Source organism: Legionella impletisoli (assembly GCF_900639875.1).
In the GTDB taxonomy this organism is placed as follows: Bacteria; Pseudomonadota; Gammaproteobacteria; order Legionellales; family Legionellaceae; genus Legionella_A; species Legionella_A impletisoli.
Map to the genome: position 1 here is coordinate 14322 of NZ_CAAAIA010000011.1, position 18489 is coordinate 32810.

Sequence of the window (18489 nt, forward strand, 5' to 3'; positions counted from 1 at the left end):
GAGAATCAATATGAAAGGAAGCTCCATTGTTGATCTTTTATTAAACCATGAAAAAGAGCAAGCTGATCACATCTATTTAAAACAACCTCGCCAAGGAAAGTGGCATGAGTATTCATGGGAAAAAACGCTTAAGCAAGCCAGGCAAGTAGCTCAATTTTTACTTAAGCTAGGCTTAAAAAAGGGCTCGCACGTTTCCATTTTTTCAAAAAATTGCGCAGAGTGGTTTATCACCGATTTTGGAATCACCTTAGCTGGCATGGTCAATGTGCCTTTATTTCCTAACCAGCATGAAGAAAGCATTCAATACGTGCTGGATCACGCAGAAGTTAAACTCGTATTTTTAGGTAAATTGGATAATCACAATGAAGTTCGTCAATATATACCGGATGATTTGATAACCGCTGCATTTGATTATCATCAAGATATGATGACTCAGTATCGATGGGTGGATGTCTTGGGAACTGAGCCATTAGACGAAGTACATCATCCTTCACCTGAAGAAGTCTATACGATTATTTATTCCTCCGGTACATCAGGAAAGCCTAAAGGTGCTGTGTATACACATCAGTCTATTGCAAATTATTTGGCGATTTTCCCAGAAGATATCAAACGTCTTGCTGAATTAGATCATTATCATTTGTTATCGTATTTACCTTTAGCCCATGTTTATGAACGTTCTGCGATTCAGTTAGGCAGCGTCGCAATTTCTAGTGACGTTTCTTTTGTACAAAGCTTAGATACTTTTGCGGATAATCTTCGGGAAGTTGAGCCTTCTTTATTTGCGGCAGTACCGCGAATTTGGGGGGTATTTAAAGATAAAATTGAGCAAAAAATTTCTTCAGGTTTACCTCATGTTTTATTAAAAATGCCGATCCTTTCAAATGTGGTGAAACACAAAGTAAAAAAACAATTGGGACTTAGCCGAAGTGAAGGGAATGTATCGGGTGCAGCACATCTACCGTTATCAATTTATAATTTTTTTGAAGCGCTTGATATTCCTATCTTAGAAGGCTATGGTCAAACTGAAAATTTAGCCTATGCTACGTTATCCTTACCGGATGAGCGCAAACCTGGGTATGTCGGAACGCCTAGATTAGAAGTTGAAATTAAAAAGGGTGAGAATGATGAACTGTTGATGCATTGTCCTTGCTTAATGAAAGAATATTATAAAAATCCTGAAGCCACTGAGGAAGCGTTTACTCAAGAAGGTTGGCTTAGAACTGGGGATATTGTAGATATTGATGACATGAAACGTGTTAAAATCCTTGGTCGTTTATCGGAGAATTTTAAAAATCAAAAAGGAGAATTTATTACTCCAACCCCGATTGAAAAAGCATTTTCTGATAACAACCATATTGAGCACCTTTGTTTGGTTGGTCGAGCGCTACCTAGTAATGTGATGGTTGTTAGTTTAACAAATGACGCTCGTGGAAAATCTAAAGACGAAATAAGTAATCGTCTTAAAAAAACGTTAAAATCTGTGAATCAAGAATTAAAAAATTATGAAAAAATAAGTCATGTGTTGGTGGTTAAGGACACATGGAAGGTTGAAAATAATTTTTTAACCCCTACGTTAAAAGTTAAAAGACGAGTGGTTGAATCCGAATATGAAAACGATATTCAAGAAGTTATCGAACAATCCGATAGCATCATTTGGCAATGATGGTTAAAAAGAATTAAGTATTAGGTTGAATAACCAGTTTTGTTAGAAGCAATTTGATTTCATGGATCCGCTCTTCATGAGAAGTAGAATCGAGTTTAAATTTCAAGCGGTTTGGTCCTTCCATTTGATAACGTGCCGATTGCACTTGAATCAATTTAATTAATACGCCAGCATCTATATTAGGTTGGTCGCTAAACTCGATTTTACCATGTTGATCTACTGCTTGAATTCGATTTACACCCACCAAATCTGCTAGTAATTTCAAATCGGTAATTAAAAAAAGATGTTTGACCTGCAAAGGTAATAAGCCAAAACGGTCAATCATTTCGATTTGTAGTTCACGCAATTGCTGATTGTCTTTTGCGTTGGCAATGCGCTTATACATAATTAAACGGGTATGGATGTCTCCGATATAATCATCCGGAATAATCGCACTGATCCTTAAATCAATTTCGGGTCCTTGATGAAGTGGTGCCGATAACTCAGGTGTTTTTCCTTCTTTTAAGTCCTGAACGGCTTTATCGAGCATTTCCATAAACAAATTAAATCCAATGGCGTGCATATTGCCACTTTGTTCTTCACCCAGGAACTCCCCTGCACCTCGGATTTCGAGATCATGGGTAGCTAAGGTGAAGCCCGCGCCTAAATCTTCAAGCGATACGAGGGCTTCAAGCCGCTTAACAGCGTCGGGTGTTAACAGCTCTTTGGAAGGGGTTAATAAATACGCGTAAGCCTGATGGTGTGATCGCCCAACACGGCCGCGTAATTGATGCAATTGGGCAAGGCCAAATTTATCGGCCCGATCAATGATGATGGTATTGGCTGTGGGTATATCAATACCCGTTTCAATAATGGTGGTACAGACTAAGACATTGAAGCGATGGTGATAAAAATCAGACATGATTCGTTCTAATTCACGTTCACGCAGTTGTCCATGTGCTGTATGAATTTTAGCCTCAGGGACAAGACTTTCTAATTCTTGACGAATTCTATCGATGGTTTGGATGTTGTTGTGTAAGAAAAAAACTTGTCCGCCACGTAAAATTTCACGCAAAATGGCTTCACGAAGAATGCTGTCGTTTCGTTCTTGCCAAAATGTTTTAATCGCCAAACGTTTTGCTGGAGGGGTGGAAATAAGCGAAATATCTCGGATCCCAGCCATGGCCATGTTAAGTGTGCGGGGAATTGGAGTTGCAGTCATGGATAAAATATCTACATTAGTTCGTAACGATTTAATGTGTTCTTTTTGTTTTACGCCAAATCGATGTTCTTCATCAATAATCAACAATCCTAAATCACGAAACTCAATGCCTTTTTGAAAGAGTTTGTGGGTGCCGATGACAATATCAATCTGTCCGTTTTTAAGATTGGCAATGACTTTTTCTGATTCTTTTCCGCTGCGAAATCGTGATAGTAATTCGATATAAATGGGAAACTCCGCAAAACGATCCCTGAAATTTTCAAAGTGTTGGCCGGCTAGTAAGGTTGTTGGTACTAAAACGCATACTTGTTTGCCATTTTGTACGGCCAAAAATGCAGCCCGCATGGCTACTTCCGTTTTACCAAAGCCCACATCACCACAGATTAAGCGATCCATAGGTCTAGATGATTGCATATCATGAATGATTTGTTGTATCGCAAGCGTTTGATCTGGGGTTTCGGTAAAAGGAAAGCCGCTGGCAAATCGTTGATAGTCATTTGCTGAATACTCATAGACAAAGCCAGGTTTTGCTTCACGCTTAGCGTAGATATCTAAGAGCTCAATGGCAACATCATGAATTTTCAAAAGAGCTTTGTGCTTGGCTTTTTGCCATTGATCTGTACCCAAGCGATGCAGTGGGGCATGTTCGCTATCCGTACCGGTATAGCGACTAATGACATTTAAAGAAGTGACTGGTACGTAGATTTTATCTTCTCCAGCATAAGAGAGCATTAAAAATTCGTTTACCATTCCACCGCTTTCAATGGTTTTAAGCCCCTGATAACGTCCCACACCAAATTCTAAATGCACAACGGGAGCGCCAATAGATAACTCTGCCATATCGCGAATAATTAAGTCGGGATCAACGGATTTTGCGCTGCTACGACGTTGCGGTATCGCTTGCTCACCAAAGAGTTGGGATTCTACGATAATCGCAAGCTGTGGTAACTCAGTGCCATAACTGAGCGGGCCTATCACGATGTTGTAAGGGGCATCATCAGCCAGAAAGGTTTGCCAGGAGGCTTGTGGTTTAGGTTTAACCTCACTGGATTTTAACAAATCTAGAATAACTTCGCGTCTTCCAGCACTTTCAACGACCAATAAATATCGTTTTGAAGGATCTGAACAATAGTCAATTAACTGGCTTAATGGCTGCTCGGCTTGTCGCTCGACGGGTAGAGCTGGCGCTTTGTTAATATCGAGGTTAACGCTTCCTTTTTTTTCTGAAGGTTTATGTTGCCATCGTATTGGATTATATTGGTTTGCGTAGGTAAAACATTCAGTTGGGTTTAAAAAACAATGTTCAGGCTTAAGAATTGGGCGAGATACATCGTAGCTTCGCTGGGCATAGCGGACATTGACTTCCTGCCAAAAGGACTCCGCTTGCTCATGAGCGTTTTCAATAAGGCAAATTCTAGCTTGGCTTGGCAAGTAATCAAACAAAGTGGCCGTTTCAGAAAAGAATAAAGGCAGATAATATTCAATCCCACTCGGAAATTGTCCATTGCTTACTGATTCATAAATTGGGCAGTTGCTAGGATTGACTGCGAATTGTTCTCGGAAAGCCCTACGAAAGCAAGTGATGCTTTCGTCATTTAAGGGAAATTCTCTGGCAGGAAGAATGTGAATTTCTTCAATCTTTTCAATCGTGCGTTGCGATTCTGGTTCAAAACGACGAAGGCTTTCGATTTCATCATCAAAGAGCTCAATGCGAAAAGGGGTTTGACTACCCATGGGAAACACATCCAATATAGACCCTCGGATAGCGAATTCGCCATGTTCCAGCACTTTATTGACGCAATGATAGCCACCTTGTTGCAACTGCTGCCGAAAATGATCCACTTGGATAGTTTGGCCGTGCTTTAGCATGAACACGTGTTGGTTTAAAAAGGACGGAGGGCATAATCGGTGCATTAAGGTACTGACTGCGCTAATAATAATGGCGTTTGAGGCATGTTGCAGGCGGTTTAGACAATACAATCGTTGCGAGATAATATCTTGATGAGGTGAAAACTGATCATAAGGTAATGTTTCCCAGTCCGGAAACATCAAAATCTCATGGTTTGAATCTTTGGGTAAGAAAAAATCGAGCTCCGCTTGAAGTTGAGCAGCACTTAAATTATCTGGAGCCACTAATAATTTGATTCCAGATTCTTGCTGACAAAACTCAGCGAGCGCTAAAGGTAAGGCACTTCCATAAAGCTGCCCAAAAACACGGTTGTATTGATGAGACTTTAAAAACAAGATTGATTCAAACATGGATGCATCTACAAAACAATTAAGCACAAAATTGTACCCTGTCACAATCGCCGGGTAAATTTAGATTTCCGACGTCCCGCGGCTTGACCGCGGGATCCAACGATCCAATGCCAGAGCGAGATCTCTGGATTCCGCGGTCAAGCCGCGGGACGTCGGAGCATGAGTTTACCTGGCGATTGTGACACGATACCAAAATTATCCTAAATTCGGCAATTGAATTGTTGCGAGAGCAGCTAAAGTGCTGAAGATTCAGTGCAGTAGCTTTACGAAGTAGATTCAACTGTCGAATGTAGGATTATAGCCCAGGTTCTAGACTGATTAAATAACTTAACGCAAAGCCTGAAAGAAGCCCAAATAAATGACCTTCCCAGGAAACACCTTTCTTAGCCGGAAAAATGCCAAAAAAAATACCCGCAAAATAATAGGCGCTGATGATTCCTAATATAATGGCAGTAACGGTTCCTTGTTGATAAATATCGCTCACCAAGAGTGCCCAGTAACCCGTAATCAGTCCACTCGCTCCTATATGAAGCCCCGGTTTTCCAAAACACCAGAGTAAAAAACCGCTGCAAAGCGTGATGAAAAGCGTTACTAATAAAAAATAAGGTAACCCATTCATTAAAATGAAATTGCTTAAAACCAATAAGGGTATGGAATTAAAAAAAATATGATTAAAATTCCCATGAAGTAAGGGAGCAAAAAGAATACCCACTAATCCATGGATGGTTCTTGGCACAATACCCAGCAGTAAAACCCTCTGTTCAAACAAACTAATGAAATACATAGTCCACGGGATTAACAAAATAATGCCTAAGGTCTCTAAATTCACCTGCGTTTGTTGGATGATTAACTCTAGACTGGTATTAATTTGTTCAAGCATGATAACCATCCACTATTTTTTATCAAGAACTTCCCCAATAAGCTTTCCTTTGGCTAACTGGATGTTAATGGATTCACCGATTGCCACCAGAGAACTATCGAACAACACTCGATTTTGATGAGTGACAATGGCATAGCCTCTTTCTAACGTCGCCAAAGGACTAACGGCTTGTAAAGTGGCCATGAGCTTCGCTAAGGTTTGTCTTCTATCTGCAATCGATAAATTCAGTTGTTGCTCTAGCGTTGATTTTAAAGCATGCAAACGGTGTTTCGCATCGATCACAATTCGAGCAGGATTTTGCGCGACAAGACGAGCGTTTATTATATGATGTTGGTGCTTAGCTTGAGTCAAAATCGATTTCATAATGCGCAGTAAATGACTGTACAGATAATCCAAAGTCTGCCAGTGTCTTAAAATCATTTGCCTGGGTGAGACAAGTGTTTGAATTTGATGGTTAAGCATAAATCTTTTATGGTTCAAATCACGCGAGATAGCACGAATCAATTGCATTTTTAAGGTATGCACTAGGGCTATTAAATCATCCCGATTAGGTGTGACCGACTCCGCAGCAGCAGTGGGGGTGGCAGCTCTTAAATCCGCTACAAAATCAGCTATCGTAAAATCTGTTTCGTGCCCCACGCCGCAAACAATAGGTATCGTGCTCTTTGAAATAGCATAGGCTAGCTGTTCATCATTAAAGGCCCATAAATCTTCAATACTTCCACCGCCACGGACTAATAACAAGACATCGCATTGTTTATCCACATTGGCTTGGGTCAATTGTTTCATTAATTGAGAGGGCGCTTGTTTACCTTGTACTTCGGAGGCATACAATTTCACAGACGCTAAAGGAAAGCGGCGAGACAGCGTTGTTAAAACATCCTTTAGGGCTGCGCCGGTTGCAGATGTAATAATTCCGATAACATCTGGAAATAAAGGAATAGATTTTTTACGAGCGGGTTCAAATAGGCCTAAAGTTTGCAGTTTTGCTTTTAACAACTCAAATTGCCGATACAAATCCCCGATGCCTGCTTCTTTTAGGGACTCAACAATCAGTTGGAAATCCCCACGCGCCTCGTAAATGCTTAAAGTTCCTTTGGCAATAAGCCGCATCCCATTTTCAAGCGCCTTTAATCCGGTTGCATGGCGGCTGCGAAAATAAACGCAACGAAGCTGGGCTGTAGCATCCTTTAAAGTAAAGTAAAAATGGCCTGAACTAGGTCTACTCAAGTTAGATACTTCGCCCTCTACCCATACATTTCCCACCTCGTATTCTAATAACGATCGGATATGGCGATTGAGCTCAGTGACAGTTAATACCGGAGATTGGTCATGCATGGAAAATTGAGCTTAATAGATTTTTTCACATGGTATCAAACTTCGTGTGCTAGTCAATTTGTCTTTGGTGAATATGGACTTAGTGTAATTCACAGATAGCATGGCCAATAAATATACTAAATGAAAATATTGTAAACTCCAAGTTAGTTTGATAAACTGTCGAGCCTAAATGATGAGCAGTGTGGGTTTTAAATGCCCTGGATAAGTATTGTTTAACCCCTAATCTGCATTAGCGAAAGAAGGTGATTATGTATTCAGAAAGCTTCCCCCAGTTAAACGCTCATTTCGGTTTTGATAATTTTGAAGTGATTGCAGAAGTTTTAGAGAAAAATTTTGGTGATCTTTTCCAATTAGATGTACTCAATGAATTGGTTAAGCAAGGTAAAACTTCAGGAAGTTATTGGAACTTGTTTCAACAGTGCATGTTAGAATTAAAAGGCTTATATACTGCACAAGAAGTTGAGCTAAAGTTATCTCGGTTGCTAGCAAATGGAATGAAAATTCATCAACTTCTCATTACGAACTATATTTTTGTTCCCCGATTAGAGCGGGTTCAATCCCACCAAATTGGTTGGCGAGAAAAACTTCTAACGAGTACATTGACCCCTCATGATTCCTTGACCTATTTAGATATGGTTCGCACAGCCGCTTGGATGCAGTCGAAGGCTAGGAGTAGTATTACTTATTCTGTATGTCATGTTCGCAATTTAGCCCATCATCTTAAAAGCCATGATTCAAAGATTATTTTAGTTAATCTCACCGATGATCCTAAAAACCTTCCTAAATGGGGGGTCATAAATCATACAAAAGAGCCCATTGAGCTTTTCTGTGAGGCGCTTTTGACTGAAGATGAGAAATTAGCGCTAGAGAGCAAACTGGGCACTTCATCCATAAATTATTTGGGTGGTACAGCTGATTTTTCTTACTCAACCGGTTTAACTGCATTGGCTTGGATAAATGATGTAGTTAAACGTTCAGGGTGTGCGCTAACACGCCATTCAGATTATTATGCAATGGTTGAAGAATTTACTTTTATGCAGAGTAATTTGGGTTATTTTGATACTAAAGAGCATGCATTTGTGATGGTAGAGGCAAGTGTATTGGCGTTAGATCAGACTCATAGTATTTATCCTTTTACTCGAGCCGCTATTCTTGGTGATCATACAGCCCAAGCCTACGGAGCAAATGATTTAGTTCGTGCCGCTCTTTATTACTATAAAAAACGAGGAACTTTTCAAGCATACGAGCAAGTTAGAAGCTCTCAAACGCATCTTAATGCCCGTAGCTTCTCATTAGCGTTAGATGCGGCCATGATGCATACTCCAATATCGCCTGATAGTCTCGAAAGAATATTAACTGAGCCTGATGACCAAACGGTTCGTTTAAATGTTCCAGAAGACTTAGATGGTATTTGGGGCATGTTAAAGTCTAATTATTCAATGCATGGACATTCTTATTCAGTGGATTGGGGATTTATAAATAAAAATTTTCAAGATACTGAGCACTTATCTCCAACCTCCTCATCTAAAGCTGGTGCAATGGTATTGACCGTGTTCCGTTCGCAGGCTAAGAAGGCGAAATTAGAGATTCACTTGCCTAAAAAATATAGTTTATCTCTGGCCGATCAGCGAACGATTGTTCGGTTTATGGGGAATAACGCCTATGTGGCTGAGTTACTTAACCCAGAAAATAATGCTTCTCTTGAGCAAGTTCGAAAACAACTATTACCTATTTTCGCGAGAAATCGCTGGTTACAGGCTAATGGTTATTTGCCGCCCATGAGTGATGATTATTGGAAACAAGCTGCTCGCTATTGGATTATACATCTGAAAGCTAATCCAGATGTGTTACTCCCCAAGCAAGAAAATGAACGATTCAAGCGCTGTGTTCTTGAGATGAGTGTGAAAGGGTTAGAGCATGTTTTAAGCTTTTTAAGCGATGAAGTTGAACATGAGACGTTACAAACTCTCTATGGAGCATTAAAGCCTGCTTTTTTTGCCACATGCCCCGCAGAAGATTATCAACCTTATTTTACTTTGTTGCTTCAACATTTACAGAGACGAAATTATTTTCCCTACAGTGAGTTAGGTCTTGGCTATCAGCCCGGAAATAACGATACGTTATTAGACTTGTTAGGTGAATTAAACCATCTAGAGTCGTTTGAAAAAATTACTTTTACCAATAGTCTTCAGCACCGTGGTGAATTTTATATTTTTTTAAGATTGTTAATTCAACGCGCGCAAAGTGAAACGTGGACAAGCATTATTTCCATTCCAGAATTAGAAGATAAGCATTGCGTTCGTGACGAAGACCGCGAGTTACGTCAACTGTATGGTTTACTCAATGATATTATTTTAATCAATCGTCAAAGAATTCCTTCGCAAAAGATACTGAAAAACATTAAAGAAGCCAGCGATTTTTCTGCTCCAGAAGAGAGCGAAGCCGTTCATGAAGGTTATGAAGTTCTTCAGGATTCACTAGATGAGGCTCCTCAAGAACTGGAATATGACTTAAGTCGTTTGAATGGGTTGGGACCATGGCCTTTGAAACGAGGGGGTGCGGTTCAACTTCAACTGCAACAACAGCAACAAATCCAACAAGCACGCCAAATTCAAAAAGAACAACAACGGATGGTTGTGAATCAGTTGGACCATGCCTTAAGTATGACCTTGGTGGATTACCGTAATATTGATGAACTTTTAGGTGATTTCTATAGGGAATACGCTACTGAACATGAGGTTTTCGAACGCGCTGCAACGCTAATATCAGATAGCGAAACTCTATTACAAGGGTATTTTCACACTTGGATAAACGCTAATCCAGAAGTTCCTGCACGTGAAGTCATTCAAAAAATGACGCTTGAAGCAGCAAAGGAGTTGTTAAGAAGGCACAGGCGCCTTACTTCAGGACTCAATCCAGATAATTTACCTAAAGGGTTTTATACTCAACGTTCAAAAGATGGCATACTCGTTCTATGTTACAGCCCGGAGTTTTCTTACAGCATAACGCCTACCCCATTAACCATCAATTTATTTGCCCCTCTTCCGGTAGCTGAGCGTTGGAAGGGTGATTTTAAATTATTCAATATTGATAAATATTTATCAGTATCGAGTGCTCTATTAGATCGAGAAGATTTAAATCAAATTTTATTGTTTGCGTTATTACAGCCTCCTAAATCAAATTATGATGAAGATTATAATCAATTTGTAGCCACCTATTTTCCTAAAACATCGGGTCTTTTTAGCAGTTTTAAAACCGACCCACTTTTAAGAAAAATCGAACAAAATAAAGAAAAAGTGAAACGTCACTGGCTCATTTTTTTGCAAACTTGGCAGCATTTAGGTCGCGATGGCATTGAGCAATTTTTACGAACTGATGAAGCGGATTTAGTGTTGTCGCTTGAAGAGGCGACCCAGTTATTGCTGGCCAATTTATCACCTGAACTTCGCGAGTGGTATCTAAGCCACCGATTCGATGCCAAAAATTTGCGCGCTTTAGGACAAGTTTATTATCGATTTGGTATTGATGGCGTTCGGTATTTCTTAGCTAAGTTGAACCAAATTGAATTGGCCTTGGGACGTGAATTTTTCGAGGTATTTGAAGAGCATCTTTTAAGATCAAGTGATAATTTTAATTGTTTCATGTCAGTTGAATGGTTTACCGCCATGGATGACATGATTGAAAAATTAAAATCTCAGCATGCATCAGGACTAAAACAAGCATGGCAGACAATTTTTACAAAGCACATTCAATCGCTAGGCTTTGAAAAAACTGAAACGCTTTGGCATGGTTTTGAGTATTTTGCTGCTGAAATTGCAGAACTCGGATTGGAATTAGAAGGCAATGAATTTGACGACCTTGAACCTGGAAATATGCTGGTATCAATGGATCGCATCCTGACTAGCCTTAAAGTTATTCCAGGGCTTTTATTGCAGCAAGCCTTTTTAAAGAACTTAGCTCGCATGGATTTAACGCATGGTGGGGTGCATTATGCGTTGCAGCATGAGCGATTTAAGTTTTTTGAGCCAACACTAGAATTACATGATTTTTATCAAGGCACACCAACTTATGCTCCTGATTTAGCCAATTTATATGATTGGAGGGGAAGTGTTGCACCACTTAATATGCAACGCGCATTAGCTTCGCAATCGCGGTTTAATGCACAAGCATTTGATACCTTAAAGGACGTTTTGGGCGATGGTTTAGAGCCTTCAAGACATCAGCTTATGTGGTTATTGCATACGGATTATAGAATGGATGCGCTAGACGATGTACTTCAGTCTTTAAATGCTGTTTCCAAGTCTTATCAAGCGATGGTTGCAAGCCATTTGCACCATGCCGTTTATGGTTTAGGTCATAAGTCTTTAGCCATCAGCTTAGAAGCCGTGATTCGACTTGAAGCTACAGGACTATTATCCCGTGATTTATTAAGAAAACATCCCAACGGAGCTATTCTGGAGGCGATAACCATTTTGCATCATTCCAATCGTTTTGATGCCTGTGGGGCTGTTGTTCGTCTATGGGAGCAAAACACCCAAAAGCCCGAGGGGTATCCAGAGGGGATGTTTTATCAGAGCCTCAAACTCGCTGTATTGTTTGGTGTAGAGCAAGAACAGTTGCAATCCTATTTGGAACAAACCCAAATGTTACCACCAGTGGTGCAACTAGAACTTAAATTATTGTTTACCCAACTTTTATCGGTTGATTATGCTACCAGTGAACTGCAAGCGTTAACCGATCCGTTAAATTGGGAAAGCTTGATGCAATGCATTACAGCAATGTGTTCCGACTTGGCGCATACAGCAAGGCATCGTATTTCTTTGATTGAAACATTCAATGAGCGTGGGATTCAATTTAAGTACTCTAAAACGGGTGAGTTTCGTGCATTAACGACCAAAGAGCAAGACGGCCCTGCTGATCTTGGCTTTTTCATCGATCACGAAGAACGGTTATGGCGATTTTTACAGGCGCATATAGCAGTTCCTGTACAAGGGGGAGCACAAGAATCTCTGATGCCGATCATTCGTTTCTTGAAGCGATTGCAGTTAAATCGCACGTACTTAAATGAAATCGAACCGCTGCTTTCAACGTTAGAAAAAACTGAAAACGGGAAATATTGGAGTGCAAGCTATTTTTATGAAATGCTGCGTGCATTCCAGCCTGATAATGATCAAACAGCTTATCCTATATCCTTATTAAAAGCGGCTCTAGAAGAGCATACGATTGCGCCTAAGCCAATTGACGGCATCGAAAAATCATTTCCGGTTCTATTGGTAGCACCCATTCAAGCCATTTTAAAAAATACGGTGTTTAATCGTGCTCAACAAACGATTTTATGCAAGATAGCGCTAAAAGAATTTGACTGGCAAGGCAGTATTGCATTAGTGCATGAAATGATGGCGGTGTTTGCTAACAACGCATTTGTTGATTGTCGTGGTTTTGCGTTGAATATGCTTTCGACTTCTAAAACATTTCATGAGCTTGAACTTCGCTTTGAAAAAAGTCGTTGGTTATTGCAACACCCCGGGAATGAATCGGTTGCAAGGGATTGGCCAGCCATGTCTACTCTATGGTTAAAAGCGTTAAGTGAACGAGAAGGCTCAGAAGCGCTACTGGATAAAATTCGCTCTAAATTCGAAGAGGGATCTGAACAACAAGCGTTAATGCTTCATATTCTGGCATTTAGTACGTTAAGGCAAGGTTTGAAGGATACTGAGACCTATAATTCTGAATATAAGCGAAAAGGGGCTAAATTAATTGAACGTTTGATGGATTTATCCCTCTCGGATCTTCATTTAATTGCAAATACTTATCCACAGCAACCATCACCTGGGGCCGATGATTTACTGCGTCTCATTAAATCCGTTTCTTCTGGGGAGATTAATCTACCAGATGCATTGAATGCTTTTTTAAGCAAACCGTTTCCTGAGCCTCGTTCTGATTACGGTGATGTTGCATCCACACGCGAGGAAGATTTGCAACGCATGATGACAGACACTAAGGTTAGTGCTGAACATGCGAGACAGTCCTTAAGTGCAGAACATGCCACGCGATTGACTTTAATTTTCGCGCATTTAAAACACCTTGAATCGGGTTATGAACAAATCCGTGGATTTGATAAGCCCGTTACAAGAATGACTCAAACAGAAATCAGAGAGGCGTTTAAAAGGTTGTCACAAGCATCGCTTGCTAATCCAGATGATGATGCCTTACGTGCACAAGTTTGGGCTATTATTTTTGAAGCATTAGCCCGAACCACCCGTAAATACCCTCATTTAGCTCAACAATTTTCATTGATTGCTAATGATGTTTGCGTGGATGTTCCAACCCGCGTTCTTCAATTTGCAACCGGAGAAGGCAAAAGTCACTTAGTGGCGATGCGTGCGGCTCGAAACGTGGGACAAGGTAAAGAAGTGGATGTGTGCACTGCTAAGAGAACCTTAGCCCAGCGCGATTTAATCGAGGATTATCAATCATTTTTCGATTATCTTGATATACGCACCGCTTATATTCACCCCAAATCAAACCGTGAAGAATACGTTAACAGCCAAGTTCGTTACTCCACAGCGGGAGATATATCGCTTTTCTTAGATGAACAAAGTTATGCAGGTGAGCCGATTGAAATCGATCGTAACCAACGCGTGGCTTTATTTGATGAATTTGATTTCATTGTCTTTGAAGAAGGGCGTAAAACCGAATACAACTACGCAAGACCGACGGGTGCCACCCCAAAACAAATGACTTGGTTTTATCAAGCCATTAATGCTTTTTATCTTGCCAATAAAGACGCTTTGGTTGATGAGGGTCGTATTCATTCTGAAACGCTTAAATTGCTCAGTCACTATTTACTAGAAGCGGCAGATGAAAACGAAGATAGGCAAAGTTTCGTATTTCGATTACTTAATGAGCCGTTACAATTAGTACAATGGTTGCAATCCGCCCATGAAGCGCACGAGTTAAATTGGGGCATAGAATTCACCGTTCGCGAAGTTGAAATCCACATGGGTGATGAAGCTGAATCATATCCAATGCGTGAAGTGATACCGCTTTCTGCAGATAACCAGACCATGTTTGGCTCCACTTATAGCGCGGGGGTTCATCAGTTATTAGCGGTTCGTTTGAATACCGAAGCAAGGCTTAAAGATGAGCCACAAAACTTCCATATTCACCCAGAAAGCCACATTATTAGCTCTCAAGTAGTTAGTCAGCGTATGAAACAGCTTTGGGGACGCTGGGAAGGTTTTTCTGGCACCATTTCCGCTGCTCAAGCAAAGACGCTGAATCTAGAATATGCAACGGAAGTCTTGCATGTGCCTACGAATCAACGCGATTTGCGGTTTTGGAATAAACCTAAGTTTTACAACTCAGCTGATGAAAGACTGGCTGACGTAGTTACCCAAATTAAACAATGCATAGCCCAAAATAAATCGTTCTTATTCTCTTGTAAAAATGATAAACAAGTTGAATTGCTAAAACAGGCTTTACAGCCTCATTTTTCACAAGAAGAGCTCGAGCAGCAATTTATCTTCTTTACAAATGAAGAACATCGAAGTCCTGCTGAAGTTCTGGAAGACAAAGTTCAGATGGAACACTGGCATGGAGGCAAAAAACAACGAGGAATTGGCCTTGCTGCTTCAGGCTTTGGACGAGGGGATAATGTTGGTGTAGAAGCCGTATTCCTTTTTGATGTTAATGATTTAAATGATTTATTACAAAAAGGTGGTCGAACAGGTCGGAATGGCGAAGAAGGGGAGGTTTTCCAATTTTATCTTCGTGAAGATTTACGAATGGAAGAAGAGCGGCTTCTACAATTATTAGAACTACATTATCCAGCAGCGCATGCCGGTATTAGAGCGGCCTTGGCCGATGCGATCGGAGACAATGAGGATGAACAATGTTTCCAACGGGTTATGGCCTTGCGCGAGTTTACTTTTAGTTTGCAAAACGCAGCAAATCAAGGATATCGTCGAGCTATTGCTCAATTATCCAGCTGGGGCATGGAAATTCTTGGTCAGGTTAAAGAACCATCGCTGAGATATAGTCTAACAACCCGATTTAGCCGTATGCTCAAAGTCTTGGAAAAAGAGTGGATTGATATATCAAGTCGTGATGAAACTCCAGATGATAAAATTAGAAGAGTTCATGCGAGCATTCTCAATAAGACTCGGGAATTTCATCAAGCCTATGCAGACGCTACCCAAACTTCAGTAGTATCTTTTGACCTGGCAGAACATCAGGCACAGCCGATTAAGCTCGTACTTGCCAAAAAACCGAATCCATCAACAGAGACGGATCGTGCTGTGGCTTCTATTTGTGGGGTTCTATCACGCTTGTCAGATAGTTCAGGGATGGAACATGTTCCTGAAAGGATGAGTATTTTGGAACAACATGGTGCATTGCAGCGATTTGCAAAAAGGATTTCGCGTTGTACCTCGAGAATAGAATTTTTACAAAAGCTAGAACTTACCGTTGCTCATATAGTATCGCCTTCAGAGGCTTTTCAAACCGTTGAAGAATTTGCGCGTGATGAAATTGAGTTTGCTCAGTTCTTTATTGATGTCTCAGAAGCTACAAAGCTTAGCATCATGGCTAAACTCGAGGGATTAATCCCAGAGTTGCAAACACTTGCTATTCAACGGCTACGACAAGCAGGCTTATTGAGCATGGAGAGTCGTATGGTAGAAATAGCACCGGTGTTGGATTATCTCAATCGCTTAACGCCTTGGCAACAATGGCATTGGGGAGGAGATTATTTACTTCAGCTTGATAAGCTTTTAGCAGAAACCCCCCGTTCACGGTTAACCTTACAGTTTACTCAAGCTAAACCAATGCCAATCCAGTACTTCAATACGATTGGTAATATTGCAAAAACGGTAGACTTTGATGCGTGCCCTTATGAAGAGGTGTTAATCCAAATTGAACAGGCAATTGCAGGAACCATCGACCAACGTGTTCGAATGTTAACAAAATGGGAGACTTGGGTTTTTGAGGGCTTTTCAAAAGAAGAGCGTTTACCTTTCTTACTTTCTTTCTGCCGTACAATGGAACAGTTTGAGGAAGGCCGAGATTGGGATGTATTCGCTCGCTTGGTTAAGAAAACAACGGAGTGGTGGAATAAAGGTGGCCAAGGGCAGTACCAAAAATCTCTTATTGAGCTTTGGAACATTTTAGGTCAACCCTTTGGTCAAATTAGTGATGTCAGTGAATCATTAGATTGGTGCATGAAACTCGCTGGAAAATCTTGGTTTGAAATCATGTTAAGTATGTTAATTACCCTATCAAATGAGCAACTTTTAAACCATAAGAATCAAATTGAATTTCTCTGGCAAATGGTTAACGCTATGGACTGCTCTAAGAGTAAAAAGACAGAAACCTTTACGAAACGTATAGAGTTGTTATCTAAACTGTATCATCTGTTGGATGAGGAAGTCGATCAATTAAACCGAACAGCAACTCTGGAACAATTGAAATCTTTAGATAACGAGAGGTTTGTCATCATGTTAGAAGCAATGGAACATTTCGAAGCGTTGTTTCAGAAATATCCAAAAGCATTTGAACAATATCTAAATTATTTGGCTGATACAAATCTCACTTTAGAAAAGATTCGTTTGTTGCACCAAGGAATAAAACAAGCAGTCGATTACCACGAACACCATCCTGAGTATTCTCTTGAAGTATTGCTACAGGGATTAGCGCGTTTTAGGGACAAAAATGAAGCGGTGATTAAGCATGTGGTTGATTCATTTAAAACAACTGGTACACCAGGGGTATTATTTGATAACGCTGCTCTTTATCTTGGGCAGAGAGCCTCTTTAAAAGAATCTGAAAAAATTAGAAAGGTGATGAGAGATTTTTATGATGCATCGTTAAGAGTTGGAAATGAACTGAAACAAGTCTTTGATGAGCCGGAGTTTAACCGTATTCTTTCCTTTGCATCGGATGAATCACGGGATGAACGAGATCAACGCATAATATTCATGCATATGCTGCAGCAGGGAGTGTTCATTCATGATATGCCAGAAGGATATGAAACCGATGCTATTCAGCCTATTGGTGCACCACAAAATGAAGCGTTACTGCAAGCAGGATATAATAGGTATTTAATCCAGGCGCAAACTATTCTGGATTCGAATCCCGTTAAGCCTCGCAAAGCTAAGGTAAGAGATCTTAGTTTCGAACAAGAATCTAGATTGATGCAACTTGCGAATGAATTTGAAGTGATAGGTTCATCAACGCTTCAACTAAAAGAAACAGATAATCAAGTGGCACGTATGGGCCAAGAGGTAAAATCTCTGTTGAGTTCGTATCAAGGCACTTGGTTTAAAGCTCAGCACCGAAAGATAGAAGCTGAAGATCTTCAACAAGCGATCGATGCGATTTTAATCCAACCAAATCAAGGCATTGAAACTCGTTATGAATTAGTTCTTCAAGCAATTTTTGACGCCAAAGTTCGAGCTATAGATGAAGATTTTAAGATCAATCAAACGAGAGGGTGGTTTAAGCTCAATCGAGGGGGGAAAAGTCGTTATCTAAACACCTTGAACCAGATGCAAGATATGGTGATTCGACATATCGCTTCAGATTTACATGCAGTGGATCGACTGCCTCTATTACAACATCAAGGCATGCTCGAAATATCAATGCTTACTGAAAAATTACTGGCTGGATTAGACGACCATAACGATGAAAAGCTCAATCCTGATGATCATCGATTTAAGTGGTTTTCAAGTCGGTTAACGCAAGCGAGTCTGCTTCTTCCCAAAAATAGGAAAAAACTGAATGAATTAATGACGCTCGGCCGTAATTTGGTTGGGGCAACTCAACTGAGCCAACTGGAACGTAATGAAGCAATAAGACAATTGAAAACTCTGGTAGATACATTGCGACAACATGCATCAGCGATTCCAACGCATCTTACTCTTCTAGTTCATGATATGTTAGCGAGGGGTGATGCTTTAATGAATAAGCTTCAAGATCAACGTATGCTGGATGACTTAAAACATGACCTGATGCAACGTGATTTCAGTTGATTAAAGATTCACTCTAGTAATTCTCATTTGTTTTAGGCAGAATAGCAAGGCATCGCTTAGGTATGAACCCCTCTGTTTATACCTATAGCTATCTTTTTTGCATGTTTCTTATGGAAGA

At 40.3% G+C, this 18489-nt stretch carries 5 protein-coding genes; 2 read left to right on the forward strand and 3 right to left on the reverse strand.

Annotation, left to right across the window (positions count from 1 at the left end; genetic code table 11):
* Positions 1–10 precede the first annotated feature (10 nt).
* The gene (locus tag E1O41_RS10525) at positions 11–1663 is read left to right on the forward strand and encodes an AMP-binding protein (RefSeq protein ID WP_131777296.1); all 1653 of its coding nucleotides are present in this window, start codon (positions 11–13) and stop codon (positions 1661–1663) included.
* Between the two features lie 13 nt (positions 1664–1676).
* Here E1O41_RS10525 and mfd read toward each other — a convergent pair whose 3' ends face one another.
* The 3 genes from mfd to xseA all read right to left on the reverse strand — a co-directional run bounded on the left by mfd (position 1677) and on the right by xseA (position 7341).
* Positions 1677–5123, reverse strand: a complete 3447-nt coding sequence (gene mfd, locus E1O41_RS10530) for a transcription-repair coupling factor (RefSeq protein WP_131777297.1) — start codon at positions 5121–5123, stop codon at positions 1677–1679.
* Between the two features lie 295 nt (positions 5124–5418).
* The gene (locus tag E1O41_RS10535) at positions 5419–6003 is read right to left on the reverse strand and encodes a rhomboid family intramembrane serine protease (RefSeq protein ID WP_131777298.1); all 585 of its coding nucleotides are present in this window, start codon (positions 6001–6003) and stop codon (positions 5419–5421) included.
* A gap of 12 nt (positions 6004–6015) precedes the next feature.
* Positions 6016–7341, reverse strand: a complete 1326-nt coding sequence (gene xseA / locus E1O41_RS10540) for an exodeoxyribonuclease VII large subunit (protein WP_131777299.1) — start codon at positions 7339–7341, stop codon at positions 6016–6018.
* Positions 7342–7589: 248 nt separating this feature from the next.
* Between xseA and E1O41_RS10545 the strand changes: the two genes are divergently transcribed.
* Positions 7590–18371 (forward strand): hypothetical protein, encoded by a 10782-nt coding sequence (locus tag E1O41_RS10545; RefSeq protein ID WP_131777300.1) that lies wholly within the window; start codon positions 7590–7592, stop codon positions 18369–18371.
* The last annotated feature ends 118 nt before the right edge of the window (positions 18372–18489 follow it).

Bases quoted from the DNA above. Each gene is read 5' to 3' on its own strand.
- mfd (WP_131777297.1), bottom strand. From the start codon at position 5,123: ATGTTTGAATCAATCTTGTTTTTAAAGTCTCATCAATACAACCGTGTT.
- xseA (WP_131777299.1), bottom strand. From the start codon at position 7,341: ATGCATGACCAATCTCCGGTATTAACTGTCACTGAGCTCAATCGCCAT.
- E1O41_RS10525 (WP_131777296.1), top strand. From the start codon at position 11: ATGAAAGGAAGCTCCATTGTTGATCTTTTATTAAACCATGAAAAAGAG.
- E1O41_RS10535 (WP_131777298.1), bottom strand. From the start codon at position 6,003: ATGCTTGAACAAATTAATACCAGTCTAGAGTTAATCATCCAACAAACG.
- E1O41_RS10545 (WP_131777300.1), top strand. From the start codon at position 7,590: ATGTATTCAGAAAGCTTCCCCCAGTTAAACGCTCATTTCGGTTTTGAT.